14 protein-coding genes are annotated in these 17236 nt (G+C 60.0%); 11 read left to right on the top strand and 3 right to left on the bottom strand.

Annotation, left to right across the window (positions count from 1 at the left end):
• Positions 1 to 158: 158 nt before the first annotated feature.
• From Q8O96_RS08475 to Q8O96_RS08485, 3 genes are all read right to left on the bottom strand, one after another.
• Positions 159 to 1139 carry a hypothetical protein gene (locus Q8O96_RS08475; protein ID WP_102860677.1) on the bottom strand — a complete coding sequence of 327 codons (981 nt, stop codon included), beginning with the start codon at positions 1137 to 1139 and terminating at the stop codon, positions 159 to 161.
• Positions 1140 to 1308: 169 nt separating this feature from the next.
• On the bottom strand, positions 1309 to 2556 hold the full coding sequence (locus tag Q8O96_RS08480; RefSeq protein WP_011062780.1) for a ribonucleotide-diphosphate reductase subunit beta: 1248 nt from the start codon (positions 2554 to 2556) through the stop codon (positions 1309 to 1311).
• Between the two features lie 749 nt (positions 2557 to 3305).
• The gene (locus tag Q8O96_RS08485) at positions 3306 to 3569 is read right to left on the bottom strand and encodes a DUF2790 domain-containing protein (protein WP_016968107.1); all 264 of its coding nucleotides are present in this window, start codon (positions 3567 to 3569) and stop codon (positions 3306 to 3308) included.
• Between the two features lie 411 nt (positions 3570 to 3980).
• Between Q8O96_RS08485 and acs the strand changes: the two genes are divergently transcribed.
• The 11 genes from acs to astD all read left to right on the top strand — a co-directional run bounded on the left by acs (position 3981) and on the right by astD (position 17147).
• Positions 3981 to 5936 (top strand): acetate--CoA ligase, encoded by a 1956-nt coding sequence (gene acs, locus Q8O96_RS08490; RefSeq protein WP_016968106.1) that lies wholly within the window; start codon positions 3981 to 3983, stop codon positions 5934 to 5936.
• 613 nt (positions 5937 to 6549) lie between these two features.
• A complete protein-coding gene (locus Q8O96_RS08495) occupies positions 6550 to 7326 on the top strand; it encodes an ABC transporter substrate-binding protein (protein ID WP_102860678.1) in 777 nt (258 codons plus the stop codon).
• A 92-nt stretch (positions 7327 to 7418) separates the two neighbouring features.
• Positions 7419 to 8108, top strand: a complete 690-nt coding sequence (locus Q8O96_RS08500) for an ABC transporter permease (RefSeq protein ID WP_016968104.1) — start codon at positions 7419 to 7421, stop codon at positions 8106 to 8108.
• Entirely contained in the window at positions 8105 to 8803 is a 699-nt protein-coding gene (locus Q8O96_RS08505; protein WP_102860679.1) for an ABC transporter permease, read from the top strand. The genes Q8O96_RS08500 and Q8O96_RS08505 overlap by 4 nt, the downstream gene beginning before the upstream one ends.
• A gap of 1 nt (position 8804) precedes the next feature.
• Positions 8805 to 9917 (top strand): succinylglutamate desuccinylase/aspartoacylase family protein, encoded by a 1113-nt coding sequence (locus tag Q8O96_RS08510; RefSeq protein ID WP_102860680.1) that lies wholly within the window; start codon positions 8805 to 8807, stop codon positions 9915 to 9917.
• A 23-nt stretch (positions 9918 to 9940) separates the two neighbouring features.
• Complete coding sequence (locus tag Q8O96_RS08515; protein ID WP_305948669.1) at positions 9941 to 10705, top strand: ABC transporter ATP-binding protein; 765 nt, start codon at positions 9941 to 9943, stop codon at positions 10703 to 10705.
• A gap of 112 nt (positions 10706 to 10817) precedes the next feature.
• Positions 10818 to 11798, top strand: coding sequence for a transcriptional regulator ArgR (gene argR / locus Q8O96_RS08520; protein WP_102860681.1), 981 nt, complete (start codon positions 10818 to 10820; stop codon positions 11796 to 11798).
• Positions 11799 to 12197: 399 nt separating this feature from the next.
• Positions 12198 to 13418 carry an aspartate aminotransferase family protein gene (locus Q8O96_RS08525; RefSeq protein ID WP_305948670.1) on the top strand — a complete coding sequence of 407 codons (1221 nt, stop codon included), beginning with the start codon at positions 12198 to 12200 and terminating at the stop codon, positions 13416 to 13418.
• Between the two features lie 132 nt (positions 13419 to 13550).
• Positions 13551 to 14570, top strand: a complete 1020-nt coding sequence (gene aruF, locus Q8O96_RS08530) for an arginine/ornithine succinyltransferase subunit alpha (protein WP_102860683.1) — start codon at positions 13551 to 13553, stop codon at positions 14568 to 14570.
• An 85-nt stretch (positions 14571 to 14655) separates the two neighbouring features.
• Positions 14656 to 15681, top strand: a complete 1026-nt coding sequence (gene astA / locus Q8O96_RS08535; RefSeq protein ID WP_016968175.1) for an arginine N-succinyltransferase — start codon at positions 14656 to 14658, stop codon at positions 15679 to 15681.
• Entirely contained in the window at positions 15678 to 17147 is a 1470-nt protein-coding gene (gene astD / locus Q8O96_RS08540; RefSeq protein WP_305948749.1) for a succinylglutamate-semialdehyde dehydrogenase, read from the top strand. Before astA ends, astD begins: the two co-directional genes overlap by 4 nt.
• Positions 17148 to 17236: the final 89 nt, after the last annotated feature.

Here is a 17236-nt window from a genome sequence, read left to right on the forward strand (position 1 = left end):
CTGGCTTGGCTGACCGTGTTTTCGGCTTTTTCATACAAGGGAGCTTCCATGTTCAACGGATTGATCCAATGCACAGCCGACGGCTGGCAGGGGCGGTGGTCAGGAAGCATCCGGGGGCCGTGGCCCTGGAGTTGCCCAAGCGGTGAAACCGTAGGCGGCTATTTTGCTTCCAGGCCCGGTGCCTCGCGAATCACGAAATGGTCCAGGTTCTCGATGTTGGCGCTGAACACCCCGAAGGTCGCTTCGGGGTTTTTCTTGCTCGGCACCTGCTTGAGTGTCGGGGTGACACCGTAGAAGAAACAGTACAACTCGCGCTGGCTGTCGATGGCGCTCTTGATCTCTTCGAGGAAGGCTTTGCGCTTGCGATAGTTGTCGATCAGTTTCTTGCTCAGGTAGACGTTGACTGAATAAGGCTTCTTCTTGGCTTCTCCCTCTTCCTTGAACCAGACCTTGTGCTCGAAGTCGATGCGAAAGCTCTGGGTGTAGTCCTTGATTTCCTTGATCTTGCCCCAGTAGATCAGCCCCTTGTTATCCAGCAGGTACTCGATCTTCTTGAAGAACGAGGCGTAGGACGCGGTGTGTTCGCCAATCTTCAACGGCATGCGCTTGAGCAGTTCCTTGTCGTCGATATTCGACACGAAGCATTCCACCGGGTGAGCGAAGACACAGGTCTTGTCCGGGGTTGTATCGCGCCCGGCGTGGGGCATTTGCAAGCTGGCAGGCGTCACTGGCGGGTTGTTTCCAGGTGTCTGCGGCGCTGCTGTCGGGTTGGCCGGTCGCCGCAGGTATTCGCGGCGGGTCAGCAGCAGCTCCGAAGGGAAGTGTTCCTCGCGATCATCCTCGACTGCAGCCCCTTCGATGCTGCCGGGGCTTTTGCTGATCCCGTAAGGGCAGCCTTCTATATGAAGAGTGCTGGGCAGGTTCTTGAAATGCGGAGTGCGGATGTAATTGACGTTCTTGGCATTGAAGGTACCCAGCTGATTGGCGGCATCGAACGCTGTGCGACAGTCGTCATTGGGGCACTGGAAGCTTTCCTTGGCCGAGTCGAAGACCAGGGTTTCATCGAAGTTCAGATCCCGCACGTCATAGATCGACAACTTTTCGTCGAGGCTGATGCAGTAGGCGGTATCGAATTTCATGAGCGCTTTGATCCTTAAGCGGGGGAGTGGACTTTATAAAGGCAGGTCTTGAAGCCTGCACGCACTTTAATGAGCCGGGCCTTGTAGATGAAGCAGGTACGGATTTGCGCGGCCAATAAAAAAGCCCTGACCAAGTCAGGGCTTCTTGTTTGTTTCATCGATCCGGGAATCAATCCCAGCTCAATGCACCGCCAGTCTGATACTCGATCACGCGGGTCTCGAAGAAGTTCTTCTCTTTCTTCAAGTCCATGATCTCGCTCATCCATGGGAACGGGTTGGTGGTACCTGGGTACTCTTCCTTCAAACCGATCTGCGACAGGCGACGGTTGGCGATGAACTTGAGGTAGTCCTCCATCATCGCCGCGTTCATGCCCAGTACGCCGCGCGGCATGGTATCGCGAGCGTATTCGATTTCCAGTTGGGTGCCCTGGAGAATCATCTGGGTGGCTTCTTCCTTCATCTCGGCATCCCACAGGTGCGGGTTTTCGATCTTGATCTGGTTGATCACGTCGATGCCGAAGTTCAGGTGCATGGATTCGTCGCGCAGGATGTATTGGAACTGCTCGGCGACACCGGTCATCTTGTTGCGTCGGCCCATGGACAGGATCTGGGTGAAGCCGCAGTAGAAGAAGATGCCTTCCAGGACGCAGTAGTAGGCGATCAGGTTGCGCAGCAGTTCCTTGTCGGTGTCGACGGTGCCGGTTTCGAACTTCGGATCGGAGATAGAACGGGTGTACTTCAGGCCCCAGGCAGCTTTCTTCGCGACCGAAGGAATCTCGTGGTACATGTTGAAGATCTCGCCTTCATCCATGGCCAACGATTCGATGCAGTACTGATAGGCGTGGGTGTGGATCGCCTCTTCGAACGCCTGGCGCAGGATGTACTGGCGGCATTCCGGGTTGGTGATCAGGCGGTACACGGCCAATACCAGGTTGTTGGCAACCAGGGAGTCGGCGGTGGAGAAGAAGCCCAGGTTGCGCATGACGATGCGACGCTCGTCGTCGGTCAGGCCTTCCGGGTTTTTCCACAGGGCGATGTCGGCGGTCATGTTGACCTCTTGCGGCATCCAGTGGTTGGCGCAGCCGTCAAGGTACTTCTGCCAGGCCCAGTCGTACTTGAACGGTACCAGCTGGTTGAGGTCGGCGCGGCAGTTGATCATGCGCTTTTCGTCAACGGCGACACGAGCGGAAGAGCCTTCCAGTTCAGCCAGGCCTTCGGCGATATCGAGCTGGTCCAGGGACGCCTTAGCGCGGGCCACGGCAGCGGAGTCGCTGGCAGTCACGGCGCGTGCTTCAAGAGCGGCGGCACCACCGGCGCTGTCGAGGCGGTCCATGTTGGCTTCGGTAGCGTGGCCGGCGTTAGCGCCTTTGACTGCAACTTCGCCTTCTTCTTTGTCGAATTCGTCCCAGCTCAGCATGACGTGTCGTCTCCTGCTTGAGGGCCAGATGCCCGTGTGAAAACAAAAGGGTTGGCTTTTCACACGGCGCTACTGGCCGCGTTAAATCATTGGAAATCGTTTGTTGCAGCAGTGAACGCAGGCAATAAACAGAAATACGTGTTCGGGTGCCTTGAAGCTGCTGTCGGGCGGAACTGAGGGTGTCGGCTCCGGCGCGGGATTCAGCAGGTCGTTTTCATCCGGTAAGGGAATGTTGCGGGCCCGTTTTGAGGACGCATTATAAGGATATTTTCAGGGCCGTGGGGCGACCGATGGGCGCAGGCGGGCCCAAGAAGGAGGGGGACTGAGAGCAAAGCGCGGGTTTACAAGGCTTTGGCCGTTGAAGATTTTTTTTCAGGCTCGAAAAAAATATCTTCAAGTGGCCAAAAAATAGCCAATTTTACTAGATGTTGTGTTTTTGCAAGCCTTTTTCAGGTTTTGAACACAACTCGAATCGTCCGGTTTTGTCGCTGAAAATCTCCTGGCAGAGGTCTTCAAGGTCGGCGGGATTGCCCTCGCCGAAGTCGTCAGCCAAGAGGCTCAGAAGGTCGTTGGCAGTGCCATGAGCAGGCCATCAATCACGGCAGGAAAAGTGCGTGCGATTGCCGTACTCGCACGTCGTCAAGGTGAAGCCTTTCACTACCCTTGGGTGGGTGTTGTCGGGCATCTTTGCCGCAAGAGGGATTTCTTGCGGCCGGCAGTCATCAAGGTCTATGCAATGAACTTGGCTATTAACCGTTAGAACAACCGTTGCCCATTACGCGGTATTGAAGAATATGCCGCTGGCCGTGGGAGTCTTCATATTCCATGCGCGCTGGTACAACTTCGCATACTTCTGGAACTTCGCTCATGGAGATAACTTTGGCGATATCCAGGTCAGTGGAGTAAGTGTATTCCTCTACCGGTACTTGCTGCTGGGCGACATCAGTCGGGATCTCATCAGCCATCGCGGTAACGCACAGACTGCTGAGGGCCAGAACTAATAAAGCTTTCATTTGCGTTTTACCTTTCTAAGGTCGTGTGGGGTCACGCAGCCTTTGTGGGGCTGCGTGTGGAACTTGAGTAGAAGTTTGATTAACTGCCTTCGTGGGGGCTGCAACTTGGTTAATCAGATTGCCTGTTTGGCGAGACGGATTTTAGGCCCGGGGCCGGCGGCCATATAGGCGTACTTTTGATAAACACCTTTGACAGTTTTTGTAACAATCCCCGAAAAAGGCCTGTCTGCTGGTCTGTTTGAACATTTTTATCCGCGGTGAATATCGCTGTAAGCAGCGTTCTTGAAGGGTTGCGGCAAATATCGGGGTATTTCGCAGGGGGTTGTTACTACCATCGTCGAATGGTTCTATAGGCGCCCCCCGGCTACAACGGGGTCATACAAAAACAACTATGTCACCGAGGTAAGAAAGATGAGTGCGGCTTCTCTGTATCCCGTTCGTCCCGAGGTTTTGGCCAATACGCTGACTGACGAGGCGACCTACAAGGCCATGTACCAGCAGTCGGTCGTGAACCCGGACGGTTTCTGGCGCGAACAGGCCAAGCGTCTCGACTGGATCAAGCCTTTTACCACGGTGAAGCAGACCTCCTTCGACGACCACCACGTGGATATCAAGTGGTTCGCCGATGGCACCTTGAACGTCTCCTACAACTGTCTGGATCGCCATCTCGCCGAACGTGGCGATCAGATCGCGATCATCTGGGAAGGCGACGATCCTTCCGAAAGCCGCAACATCACCTACCGCGAACTGCATGAAGAAGTCTGCAAGTTCGCCAATGCCCTGCGCGGCCAGGACGTGCACCGCGGCGACGTGGTGACTATCTATATGCCAATGATCCCCGAAGCGGTGGTGGCCATGCTGGCCTGTACCCGTATCGGCGCGATCCATTCGGTGGTGTTCGGTGGCTTCTCGCCTGAGGCGCTGGCCGGTCGCATTATCGACTGCCGTTCGAAAGTGGTGATCACTGCCGACGAAGGCATCCGGGCCGGCAAGAAGGTGCCGCTCAAGGCCAATGTCGACGACGCCCTGACCAACCCGGAAACCAGCAGCATCCAGAAAGTCATCGTGTGCAAGCGCACCGGTGGCGACATCAAGTGGAACCAGCACCGCGACATCTGGTACGAAGACCTGATGAAAGTGGCCGGCAGCGTCTGTGCTCCGAAAGAGATGGGTGCCGAAGAAGCGCTGTTCATCCTTTACACCTCTGGCTCCACCGGCAAGCCCAAGGGCGTGCAGCACACCACTGGCGGTTACTTGCTCTATGCGTCGCTGACCCATGAGCGGGTGTTCGACTACCGTCCGGGCGAAGTCTACTGGTGCACCGCCGACGTCGGCTGGGTCACCGGCCACACCTATATTGTCTATGGCCCCTTGGCCAACGGCGCCACCACTGTGCTGTTCGAAGGTGTGCCCAACTACCCGGACGTGACCCGGGTGGCGAAGATCGTCGACAAGCACAAGGTCAATATCCTCTACACCGCTCCGACCGCGATCCGCGCCATGATGGCTTCGGGCACCGCTGCCTGTGAAGGCGCCGACGGCAGCAGCCTGCGCCTGCTGGGGTCGGTGGGCGAGCCGATCAACCCGGAAGCCTGGGATTGGTACTACAAGAACGTCGGCCAATCCCGTTGCCCGATCGTCGACACCTGGTGGCAGACCGAAACCGGCGCCACCCTGATGAGCCCGCTGCCGGGGGCGCATGCCCTGAAGCCGGGTTCCGCAGCACGTCCGTTCTTCGGCGTGGTCCCGGCCCTGGTAGACAACCTGGGCAACATCATCGAAGGCGCGGCCGAGGGCAATCTGGTGATCCTCGACTCCTGGCCGGGCCAGGCGCGGACCCTGTACCGCGATCATGATCGTTTCGTCGATACCTACTTCAAGACCTTCCGTGGCATGTACTTCACGGGTGACGGCGCGCGTCGCGATGAAGACGGCTACTACTGGATTACCGGCCGCGTGGACGATGTACTCAACGTGTCCGGGCACCGCATGGGGACCGCCGAGATCGAAAGTGCCATGGTCGCTCACCCTAAAGTTGCCGAAGCGGCGGTGGTGGGCGTGCCTCACGACATCAAGGGCCAGGGCATCTATGTCTATGTGACCCTCAATGGCGGCGAAGAACCGAGCGAAGCCCTGCGTCTGGAGCTGAAGAATTGGGTGCGCAAGGAGATCGGTCCGATCGCCTCGCCGGATGTCATCCAATGGGCGCCGGGCCTGCCGAAAACCCGATCCGGGAAGATCATGCGGCGAATCCTGCGCAAGATTGCCACGGCGGAGTACGACGGTCTGGGCGATATCTCCACCTTGGCCGACCCAAGTGTGGTGCAGCATCTGATTGATACCCACAAGACCATGAACGTCGCCTGAGGCGGGTTCCGAGTCATCCAGCCCCGCCCGGCCTTGTGCCGGGCGGGGCTTTTTTGTGGCCACGTGATGCGCCGGCAAGCTGATTGCTGCAGGGCTGCGTGGTTGTTGCAGGGGGTTGGCTTGTCAGAGAAGAGGGGCGAATAAATATCGGATATTTCCGGCGAGCGCATACGAATGTTACCGATGTTGCCGGAGATGTAACCCCGCGCTCACTTTCGGGGCAAAGGGAAACGCCCGGCCCTATTCCGGGGCCTTTTATACCCTTACAAAAAATAAGTCATCACGCTGCGCTTGCCGGAATAGAAGGCTTTGCGAATAATAGGCCCGCAATTTGCAACATAGATCGGTTTACTGTCTTTTGCTCTTGCATAGATTTGAAGAGCTGTCAATGTGCTGCCCCGGCATTCTCAATGCTTCTGTAATTTGTTGTCGCATTGAGGAAATATCGGCTTCCAGCCTGTCGTTAGAATGCCGGTCACTCGCTCGTCGCTGCCTGTGTGTGAGTCCTCTGCGGAGTTCCCGGGACGCAGCGCGGCAATTCAGGTTTCACCCATTCGCATATTGGGCTGTCGCTCACTCTGCCGTTTTCGCCCTTTACCGATGGAGTTCTAAGATGAAGAAACTCGTGCTTCTTGGCGCCCTGGCACTGTCCGTGCTGTCCTTGCCGACTTTCGCCGATGAAAAGCCGCTGAAAATTGGTATCGAAGCGGCTTACCCTCCGTTTGCCTCCAAGGCGCCGGATGGCAGCATCGTCGGTTTCGACTACGACATCGGCAATGCCCTGTGCGAAGAGATGAAGGTCAAGTGCGTATGGGTCGAGCAAGAGTTCGATGGCCTGATCCCGGCGCTGAAAGTGCGCAAGATCGACGCCATCCTCTCGTCCATGTCGATCACTGACGATCGCAAGAAGTCCGTGGACTTCACTAACAAGTACTACAACACTCCGGCCCGTCTGGTGATGAAGGCCGGTACCCAGGTCAGCGATGGCCTGGCTGAGCTCAAAGGCAAGAATATCGGCGTACAGCGTGGCTCGATCCACGAGCGTTTCGCTCGTGAAGTCCTGGCGCCGCTGGGTGCACAGATCAAGCCTTACGGCTCGCAGAACGAAATCTACCTGGATGTGGCGGCCGGTCGCCTCGACGGCACCGTGGCGGACGCTACGCTGTTGAATGACGGTTTCCTGAAAACCGACGCCGGCAAAGGCTTCGCCTTCGTCGGTCCGGCTTTCACTGATGTCAAATACTTCGGCGATGGCGTAGGGATCGCTGTGCGCAAGGGTGACAAGGCCGATCTGGACAAGATCAACGCTGCCATCGCTGCCATTCGTGAGAATGGCAAGTACAAGCAAATCCAGGACAAGTACTTCGACTTCGACATTTACGGCAAGTAAGACCGTCGAAACAGTCAGTCCGAGATGGCGCAAGCAGCAGAATCTCTGAAGTTTGCGCCATTTTTTCATCCCAATTTTCGAGGACCTGAATCATGTTGAAAGGCTACGGGGCTGTCATCCTCGATGGCGCTTGGCTGACGCTTCAGCTCGCCTTGTCGTCCATGGCCCTGGCCATTGTTCTGGGTCTGATCGGGGTCGCGTTGCGCCTCTCGCCGGTGCGCTGGCTGGCCTGGCTCGGCGATCTGTATTCCACGGTGATCCGTGGCATTCCCGATCTGGTGCTGATCCTGCTGATCTTCTACGGCGGCCAGGACCTGCTGAACCGTGTGGCGCCGCTGCTGGGCTACGACGATTACATCGACCTCAATCCGCTGGCCGCCGGTATCGGCACCCTGGGTTTCATCTTCGGTGCCTACCTGTCGGAAACCTTCCGTGGCGCCTTCATGGCGATTCCCAAGGGGCAGGCCGAAGCGGGCATGGCGTACGGCATGAGCAGCTTCCAGGTGTTCTTCCGGGTGATGGTGCCGCAGATGATTCGCCTGGCGATTCCCGGCTTCACCAACAACTGGCTGGTGCTGACCAAGGCTACCGCGCTGATTTCGGTGGTGGGCCTGCAAGACATGATGTTCAAGGCCAAGCAGGCGGCAGACGCCACTCGCGAGCCTTTCACCTTCTTCCTCGCAGTGGCGGCCATGTACCTGGTAATTACCAGTGTTTCGTTGCTGGCATTGCGTCACCTTGAGAAGCGCTACTCGGTAGGCGTAAGGGCGGCTGATCTATGATCTTCGACTACAACGTCATCTATGACGCCTTGCCGCTGTACTTCAGCGGCTTGCTGACCACTCTGAAGCTGTTGGCACTGTCGCTGTTCTTCGGTTTGCTGGTGGCCTTGCCCTTGGGGCTGATGCGGGTGTCCAAGCAGCCATTGGTGAACATGAGCGCCTGGCTCTACACCTATGTAATCCGTGGCACGCCGATGCTGGTGCAGTTGTTCCTGATCTACTACGGCCTGGCCCAGTTTGAAGCGGTGCGTGAGAGTTTCCTCTGGCCCTGGCTGTCCAGTGCGACCTTCTGTGCCTGCCTGGCCTTTGCCGTCAACACCAGCGCCTACACCGCAGAAATCATCGCCGGCAGCCTCAAGGCCACGCCTAACGGTGAGATCGAGGCGGCCAAGGCCATGGGCATGTCGCGCTACAAGATGTATCGCCGCATTCTCCTGCCATCGGCCCTGCGCCGGGCTCTGCCGCAGTACAGCAACGAAGTGATCATGATGCTGCAGACCACCAGTCTGGCCTCCATCGTGACCCTGATCGACATCACCGGCGCGGCGCGCACGGTCAACGCGCAGTACTACCTGCCGTTCGAGGCCTATATCACTGCGGGTGTGTTCTATCTGTGCCTGACGTTCATCCTGGTGCGCCTGTTCAAGCTGGCCGAAGGCCGCTGGCTGCGCTACCTGGCACCGCGGAAGCACTGATATGCAGCGTATCGATCATCCATTGCCCTGGAGCCACCTGGGCAGCGAACGCAGCATCTCGGTGTTCCGTTTCGGCAGTGGCGAGCGCAAGGCCTATATCCAGGCCAGTCTGCATGCCGACGAGTTGCCCGGCATGCGCACCGCCTGGGAGCTGAAGAAGCGCCTGGCCGAACTGGAAGCCGAGGGTGCCCTCAACGGTGTTGTCGAGCTGGTGCCCGTGGCCAATCCGCTGGGGCTGGGGCAGTTGCTGCAAGGCAATCACCAGGGGCGTTTCGAGGCCGGCAGCGGCAAGAACTTCAACCGCGACTTCGTCGAGTTGAGCGGGCCTGTGGCCCAGCGCCTGGAAGGGCGCCTGGGGGATGATCCTCACGCCAATGTGCGCTTGATCCGTCAGGCCATGAGCGAAGTGCTGTCCGAATTACCGCCGGCCGCCAGCCAGTTGCAGGGCATGCAGCGGGTGCTCCTGAGTCATGCCTGCACGGCGGATGTGGTGCTGGACCTGCATTGCGATACCGAGGCGGCGCTGCATATGTACGCCTTGCCGCAGCATTGGCCGCAGTGGCGCTCCCTGGCGGCGCACCTGGATGTGAAGGTCGGGTTGCTGGCGGAAGATTCCGGTGGCAGCTCGTTCGATGAAGCCTGCTCGCTGCCCTGGTTGCGTCTGTCGCAACAGTTTCCCGAGGCGCAGATCCCCCTGGCCTGCCTGGCCACCACTCTGGAACTGGGCGGTCAGGCCGACACCGGGCGGCCTCAGGCCGAGGCGCATGCCGCTGGCATCCTGGCGTTTCTCGCCGAGCAGGGGCTGATCGCTGGTGAGTGGCCGGCGCCTGGGCGTGAAGCCTGTGAAGCCATGCCGTTCGAAGGTACCGAATTGCTGTATGCGCCGCACCCCGGCGTGGTGAGCTTTCTGCGTCCGGCCGGTAGCTGGGTGGAAGTGGGCGAACCGATTTTTGAAGTGATTGATCCCCTATCCGATCGGGTCAGTACGGTGTGTGCTGGCACCAGCGGCGTGTTGTTCGCCGTTGAGCGGCTGCGTTATGCCCAACCCGGTTTCTGGCTGGCCAAGGTGGCGGGGCGCGAAGCGCTGCGTCACGGGCGCTTGCTCAACGACTGACTGTTTTTGTGAGAACCGACCGCATGTACAAACTTGAAGTCCAAGACCTGCATAAGCGCTATGGCAGTCACGAAGTGCTCAAGGGTGTGTCCCTGAAGGCCGCAGCTGGCGATGTGATCAGCATCATCGGCTCCAGTGGCTCGGGCAAAAGTACCTTTTTGCGCTGCATCAACCTGCTGGAGCAGCCCCATGCCGGCAAGATCCTGCTGAACAACGAAGAGTTGAAGCTGGTGGCCAACAAGGATGGCGCGCTGAAGGCCGCCGATCCCAAGCAGTTGCAGCGCATGCGTTCGCGCCTGTCGATGGTGTTCCAGCACTTCAACCTGTGGTCGCACATGACCGCCATTGAAAACATCATGGAAGCACCGGTGCATGTGCTGGGTGTGTCCAAGGCTGAGGCTCGCGAGAAGGCCGAGCATTACCTGGCCAAGGTGGGTGTGGCGCACCGCAAGGATGCTTACCCGGGGCACATGTCCGGTGGTGAGCAGCAGCGCGTGGCTATCGCCCGGGCTCTGGCCATGGAGCCGGAAGTCATGCTGTTCGACGAGCCGACCTCGGCCCTGGACCCTGAGCTGGTGGGTGACGTGTTGAAGGTCATGCAGGCCCTGGCCCAGGAAGGCCGGACCATGGTGGTGGTGACTCACGAGATGGGCTTTGCCCGTGAAGTCTCCAATCAGCTGGTGTTCCTGCACAAAGGCGTGGTGGAAGAACGCGGCAACCCGCGGGAAGTGCTGGTGAACCCGCAATCAGAACGTTTGCAACAATTCCTCTCCGGCAGCCTCAAGTAATAGCTGCCGTTATGCACCAAATTAGGTCATGCTGCGCACCGCGCGCCAGATGGTCTAACTTGGTGCTGCCGCCCTTGGCTTCTAACACTGTTTTCGTTTCGGATTGCCCGCCATGACTGCCCATCGAATTGGTTTCCTGATTTGGCCCAGCACTAAAGCCTTGACGCTGGCGCTGGCCGAGGAGGCCTTGCGTGTTGCCCAGCGGGTGCACCCGGACGTGGTCTATGAGCTGGCATTCCTGCAGGCCGAAGCGCCAGTCGAAGGCGCCTGGCAACTGCCGGGGGAGCCTTGGGCGGGCAAGCTTGAAGGTTGTCAGAAGTTGTTCCTGCTGGCCGATGAGCCGCCGGCACCGATGAGTTCGACCCTCAGTAGCGCCCTCAAGCAGCTGGTGCGTGCCGGCTGTGTGATTGGGGGGTTGTCCGCCGGGGTTTACCCGCTGGCCCAACTGGGTCTGCTCGATGGTTATCGGGCGGCGGTGCACTGGCGCTGGCAGGACGATTTTGCCGAACGTTTCCCCAAGGTCATTGCCACCAGCCATCTGTTCGATTGGGATCGTGATCGCCTGACGGCCTGTGGCGGCATGTCGGTGCTGGATCTGTTGCTGGCGGTGCTGGCGCGCGATCACGGTGCCGAGCTGGCCGGCGCGGTGTCGGAAGAACTGGTGGTGGAGCGCATCCGCGAGGGCGGCGAGCGTCAGCGGATTCCGCTGCAGAACCGTCTGGGCTCCAGCCATCCGAAGCTGACTCAGGCCGTGCTGCTGATGGAGGCCAATATCGAAGAACCGCTGACCACCGACGAAATTGCCCAGCATGTCTGTGTGTCCCGACGTCAGTTGGAGCGGATCTTCAAGCAATACCTGAATCGGGTGCCCAGTCAGTATTACCTGGAGCTGCGCCTGAACAAGGCTCGACAGATGCTGATGCAGACGAGCAAGTCGATCATTCAGATCGGCCTGTCCTGCGGCTTCTCCTCCGGTCCGCACTTCTCCAGTGCCTACCGCAATTTCTTTGGCGCCACCCCCCGTGAAGATCGCAATCAACGGCGCAGCAGCAGCCCGTTCGAACTCTCCTCCGTACCAGCCGAGCGCGGCTGACCCCGTCCGTTAGGCGTCGGCTTGCCGGCCAATCCCACGGGCAACCCGCTCACCGCGCAACATCCCGATCGACGCCTTGTGGTCGCAATGCCGATAACCGTTTCGAGGTTTGGGGCCGCTCGACACGTAACTATCTGAATAGCAATCTGAATAACTATCTGGATAACTACCTGGGTAATTACCTTGGGCAAATTGCCCGGCGAATCTGCCGCTAGAGCCTTGCGCAGTTTAAACTGCGCCTTTGCGACGCTATTTGTCGCATTGCCATAAACCCGCGTAAAACCTGGGTTGGCGCTATAAGAAGTTGTCGCTTGGCGACAAGGCCGGGCACAAAACTGTCCTTACAATCCCTCCATCGCTCGCCAGTTTCAGGCGGGTGTTCCTCTTCAGGAGACTCCGATGTCCGTTGAGCAAGCTCCGGTGCAACGCGCCGATTTCGACCAGGTGATGGTTCCCAACTACGCACCTGCGGCTTTCATTCCTGTGCGCGGCGCGGGGTCTCGAGTCTGGGATCAGTCGGGACGGGAGCTGATCGACTTCGCCGGCGGCATTGCGGTCAACGTACTGGGCCACGCTCATCCGGCGCTGGTGGGGGCTCTGACCGAGCAGGCCAATAAACTGTGGCATGTGTCCAACGTGTTCACCAACGAGCCGGCCCTGCGTCTGGCCCACAAGCTGATCGACGCCACCTTCGCTGAGCGCGCGTTCTTCTGTAACTCCGGTGCAGAAGCCAACGAGGCCGCCTTCAAGCTGGCCCGTCGCGTGGCTCACGATCGTTTCGGTGCCGAGAAGTACGAAATCATCGCCGCGCTGAACAGCTTCCACGGGCGCACCCTGTTCACGGTGAACGTCGGTGGCCAGTCGAAGTATTCCGATGGCTTCGGTCCGAAAATCACCGGCATCACCCATGTGCCGTACAACGACCTGGCTGCTCTGAAGGCCGCGGTTTCCGACAAGACCTGCGCCGTGGTGCTGGAGCCGATCCAGGGCGAAGGCGGCGTGCTGCCGGCCGAACAGGCCTATCTGCAGGGCGCTCGCGAGCTGTGCGATCAGCACAACGCGCTGTTGGTGTTCGACGAAGTACAAACCGGCATGGGCCGCAGCGGTGAGCTGTTTGCCTACCAGTATTACGGCGTGACTCCGGACATCCTCACCAGCGCCAAGAGCCTGGGCGGCGGCTTCCCGATCGCGGCGATGCTGACCACCGAAGCGTTGGCCAAGCACCTGGTGGTTGGCACCCACGGCACCACCTACGGCGGCAACCCGCTGGCGTGTGCCGTGGCCGAGGCGGTGATCGATGTGATCAACACCCCCGAGGTACTCAATGGCGTGAAGGCCAAGCACGATCGCTTCAAGACCCGTCTGCTGCAGATCGGCGAGAAGTACGGCCTGTTCACTGAAGTCCGCGGCCTGGGCCTGTTGCTCGGTTGCGTGCTCAGCGAAGCCTGGAAAGGCAAGGCCAAGGACGTGTTCAACGCTGCCGAGAAAGAAGGCCTGATGATTCTGCAAGCAGGTCCCGACGTGGTGCGCTTTGCCCCGAGCCTGGTGATCGAGGATGCCGATATCGACGCCGGCCTGGACCGCTTCGAGCGCGCCGTGGCGAAACTGACTCAAGCCTGATCCAGGTAGCAGTACTTCTCGGCGTCGGCTTTAGTGGCCGGCGTCGAGCCTAATTCCTGTGCCGGGCTGTCCCGGCATTTTTTTCCCTGAGTCGGACGGTTTCCGACCTGTTTTAGAGTAAGGAGTGACACCATGCTGGTGATGCGCCCCGCGCAAATGGCTGATCTGGGCGAGGTACAGCGTCTGGCTGCAGACAGCCCGATTGGTGTCACCTCCTTGCCGGACGATGTGGACCGCTTGAGCGACAAGATCGCTGCAAGCGAGGCTTCGTTCGCTGCTGAAGTGAGCTTCAACGGTGAGGAAAGCTACTTTTTCGTCCTGGAAGACACCGACAGCGGCAAGCTGGTGGGGTGTTCGGCCATCGTCGCGTCCGCCGGTTATTCCGAGCCGTTCTACAGCTTCCGTAATGAAACCTTTGTCCATGCGTCCCGCGAGCTGAAGATCCATAACAAGATTCACGTCCTGTCCCAGTGCCACGACCTGACCGGCAACAGTCTGTTGACCAGTTTCTATGTGGTGCCGGAGCTGGTGGGATCGCCCTGGTCGGAGCTCAACTCCCGGGGTCGCCTGCTGTTCGTTGCCAGCCACCCGGAGCGTTTCGCCGATTCGGTGGTGACCGAGATCGTCGGCTACAGCGATGAGCACGGTGATTCGCCGTTCTGGGACGCCATCGGGCGTAATTTCTTCGACCTCAACTACGCTGAGGCCGAGCGCCTGTGCGGCCTGAAGAGCCGGACCTTCCTTGCCGAGCTGATGCCTCATTACCCGATCTACGTGCCGCTGCTGCCGGACGCCGCCCAGGAAGCCATGGGCCAGGTGCACCCGCGGGCGCAGATCACCTTCGACATCCTGATGCGCGAAGGTTTTGAGACCGATCACTACATCGACATTTTCGACGGCGGTCCGACCTTGCATGCACGGGTTTCGGGAATCCGCTCCATTGCCCAGAGTCGCGTGGTGCCAGTGAAGATTGGCGAAGCGCTCAAGGGCGGTGGTCGTCAGTACCTGGTGTCCAACGGTCAGTTGCAGGATTACCGCGCGGTGTTGCTGGAGCTGGATTACGCCCCGGGCAAACCGGTCACCCTGGATCTGCAAGCCGCCGAAGCCCTGGGCGTCGGCGAAGGTGCCAGCGTGCGTCTGGTGGCGGTTTAAAGCCTGCTTCCATTACCTGGAAAGCATGCCTGGAAAGCAGCGAGTTTCGCGCAGGCCATCAGCGGCCTGCGTCTGAGGAGATAGCATGATCGTTCGTCCCGTACGCAGCAGCGATTTACCCGCGCTGATCGACCTGGCCCGCAGCACCGGCACCGGCCTCACCACCTTGCCGGCCAACGAAGAGCGCCTGACTCACAGGGTTGGCTGGGCGGAAAAGACCTTTCGCGGCGAAGCCGAGCGTGGCGATGCGGACTACCTGTTTGTGCTGGAAGACGACAACGGCCGGGTGGTGGGGATTTCCGCCATCGCCGGCGCCGTCGGCTTGCGCGAGCCCTGGTACAACTTCCGGGTCGGCCTGACGGTCAGCGCCTCCCAGGAGCTGAACATCTACCGCGAGATCCCCACGCTGTTCCTGGCCAACGACCTGACCGGCAACTCCGAGCTGTGCTCGCTGTTCCTGCATGCCGATTACCGCACCGGCCTCAACGGCCGCATGCTGGCCAAGGCGCGGATGCTGTTCATCGCCGAGTTCCCGCAGCTGTTCGGCAACAAGATCATTGCCGAGATGCGCGGCATGTCTGATGAGAATGGTCGTTCGCCATTCTGGGAGAGCCTGGGCCGGCACTTCTTCAAGATGGAGTTCAGCCAGGCGGATTACCTGACCGGGGTCGGCAACAAGGCGTTCATCGCCGAGCTGATGCCCAAGTTTCCGCTGTACACCTGCTTCCTGTCCGAGGATGCACGCAACGTGATCGGCAAGGTCCACACCGACACCGAGCCGGCCCTGGCCATGCTCAAGAGTGAAGGTTTCAGCTACCAGGGCTATGTCGACATCTTCGACGCCGGCCCGGCGGTGGAGTGCGAGACCAGCAAGATCCGCGCGGTACGTGACAGCCAGGCATTGGTGCTGGCCATCGGCACCCCAGGCGACGACGCCACGCCGTTCCTGATCCACAACCGTAAACGCGAGGACTGCCGCATCACTGCGGCGCCTGCACGCTTCGCCGCGGGCACCTTGGTGGTTGATCCTCTGACCGCCAAACGCCTGCAACTCAACGCCGGCGACCAGGTCCGCGCGGTTCCGCTGTCTGCTTCTCGGGAGTCGAAATAATGAGCACGCTGTACATCGCTGGCCAATGGCTGGCCGGCCAGGGCGAAGCCTTCACCTCGGTCAATCCGGTGACCCAGGCGGTTATCTGGTCCGGTAACGGCGCCACGGCCGAGCAAGTGGAAAGCGCCGTGCAGGCCGCCCGCCAGGCGTTTCCGGCCTGGGCCAAGCGCTCTCTGGAAGAGCGCATCAGCGTGCTCGAGGCCTTTGCCGCCAGCCTGAAGGCGCGGGCCGACGAACTGGCCCGCTGCATCGGCGAGGAAACCGGCAAGCCGCTGTGGGAAGCCGCCACCGAAGTCACCAGCATGGTCAACAAGATCGCCATCTCGGTGCAAAGCTACCGCGAGCGCACCGGCGAGAAGAGCGGCCCCTTGGGCGACGCCACCGCTGTGCTGCGACACAAGCCCCACGGCGTGGTGGCGGTGTTCGGCCCTTACAACTTCCCGGGGCACTTGCCTAACGGGCACATCGTTCCCGCGCTGCTGGCGGGCAACAGCGTGCTGTTCAAACCCAGCGAGCTGACGCCGAAAGTCGCCGAGCTGACGGTGCAGTGCTGGATCGAAGCCGGCTTGCCGGCAGGCGTCCTCAACCTGCTGCAAGGCGCCCGGGAAACCGGTATCGCCCTGGCCGCCAATCCGGGTATCGATGGTTTGTTCTTCACCGGTTCCAGCCGCACCGGCAATCATCTGCACCAGCAATTTGCCGGGCGTCCGGACAAGATCCTGGCGCTGGAAATGGGCGGCAACAACCCGCTGGTGGTGGATCAGGTCGCTGATCCGGATGCGGCGGTGTACACCATCATCCAGTCGGCCTTCATTTCGGCCGGCCAGCGCTGCACCTGCGCCCGCCGCCTGCTGGTGCCACAAGGCGCCTGGGGTGATGGGTTGCTGGCGCGCCTGGTGGCGGTCAGCGCGAGCATTGATGTCGGTGCGTATGACCAGCAGCCGGCGCCGTTCATGGGGTCGGTGATTTCCCTGGGCGCCGCTCGCGCGCTGATGGATGCGCAGCAGCAACTGTTGGCCAATGGCGCCGTAGCCTTGCTGAAAATGACCCAGCCCCAGGCTCAGGCGGCCTTGCTGACCCCAGGCATTCTGGATGTGACGGCAGTGGCTGAGCGTCCCGATGAAGAGCTGTTCGGGCCCTTGCTGCAAGTGATCCGCTACGCTGATTTCGATGGGGCCATTGCCGAGGCCAACAACACTCAGTACGGCCTGGCTGCCGGTCTGTTGTCGGATTCTGCCGAGCGTTACCAGCAGTTCTGGCTGCAGAGCCGTGCCGGGATCGTCAACTGGAACAAACAGTTGACCGGTGCCGCCAGCAGCGCGCCGTTTGGTGGTGTTGGGGCTTCGGGCAACCATCGGGCCAGTGCCTATTACGCGGCGGATTACTGCGCGTATCCGGTGGCTTCCCTGGAAACCCCGAGCCTGGTGCTGCCGAGCGCGTTGACGCCGGGTGTGCGCTTGTCCTGATTCGAGAGGCCTTTATGGTCTCTTCGCCGGCCAGCCGGCTCTTGCAGATCTGTAGGAGCCGGCTGGCTGGCGAACGAGCGCGAAACGCG

The sequence above is a fragment of the Pseudomonas sp. LPH60 genome (genome assembly GCF_030718165.1).
Taxonomy (GTDB): Bacteria; Pseudomonadota; Gammaproteobacteria; order Pseudomonadales; family Pseudomonadaceae; genus Aquipseudomonas; species Aquipseudomonas danubii.

Excerpts from the sequence above, each read along its gene's own strand:
- Q8O96_RS08480 (WP_011062780.1), bottom strand. The coding sequence starts at position 2,556 with ATGCTGAGCTGGGACGAATTCGACAAAGAAGAAGGCGAAGTTGCAGTC.
- Q8O96_RS08525 (WP_305948670.1), top strand. The coding sequence starts at position 12,198 with ATGTCCGTTGAGCAAGCTCCGGTGCAACGCGCCGATTTCGACCAGGTG.
- Q8O96_RS08475 (WP_102860677.1), bottom strand. The coding sequence starts at position 1,139 with ATGAAATTCGATACCGCCTACTGCATCAGCCTCGACGAAAAGTTGTCG.
- argR (WP_102860681.1), top strand. The coding sequence starts at position 10,818 with ATGACTGCCCATCGAATTGGTTTCCTGATTTGGCCCAGCACTAAAGCC.
- Q8O96_RS08515 (WP_305948669.1), top strand. The coding sequence starts at position 9,941 with ATGTACAAACTTGAAGTCCAAGACCTGCATAAGCGCTATGGCAGTCAC.
- aruF (WP_102860683.1), top strand. The coding sequence starts at position 13,551 with ATGCTGGTGATGCGCCCCGCGCAAATGGCTGATCTGGGCGAGGTACAG.
- Q8O96_RS08500 (WP_016968104.1), top strand. The coding sequence starts at position 7,419 with ATGTTGAAAGGCTACGGGGCTGTCATCCTCGATGGCGCTTGGCTGACG.
- astA (WP_016968175.1), top strand. The coding sequence starts at position 14,656 with ATGATCGTTCGTCCCGTACGCAGCAGCGATTTACCCGCGCTGATCGAC.
- Q8O96_RS08495 (WP_102860678.1), top strand. The coding sequence starts at position 6,550 with ATGAAGAAACTCGTGCTTCTTGGCGCCCTGGCACTGTCCGTGCTGTCC.
- Q8O96_RS08510 (WP_102860680.1), top strand. The coding sequence starts at position 8,805 with ATGCAGCGTATCGATCATCCATTGCCCTGGAGCCACCTGGGCAGCGAA.
- Q8O96_RS08485 (WP_016968107.1), bottom strand. The coding sequence starts at position 3,569 with ATGAAAGCTTTATTAGTTCTGGCCCTCAGCAGTCTGTGCGTTACCGCG.
- Q8O96_RS08505 (WP_102860679.1), top strand. The coding sequence starts at position 8,105 with ATGATCTTCGACTACAACGTCATCTATGACGCCTTGCCGCTGTACTTC.
- acs (WP_016968106.1), top strand. The coding sequence starts at position 3,981 with ATGAGTGCGGCTTCTCTGTATCCCGTTCGTCCCGAGGTTTTGGCCAAT.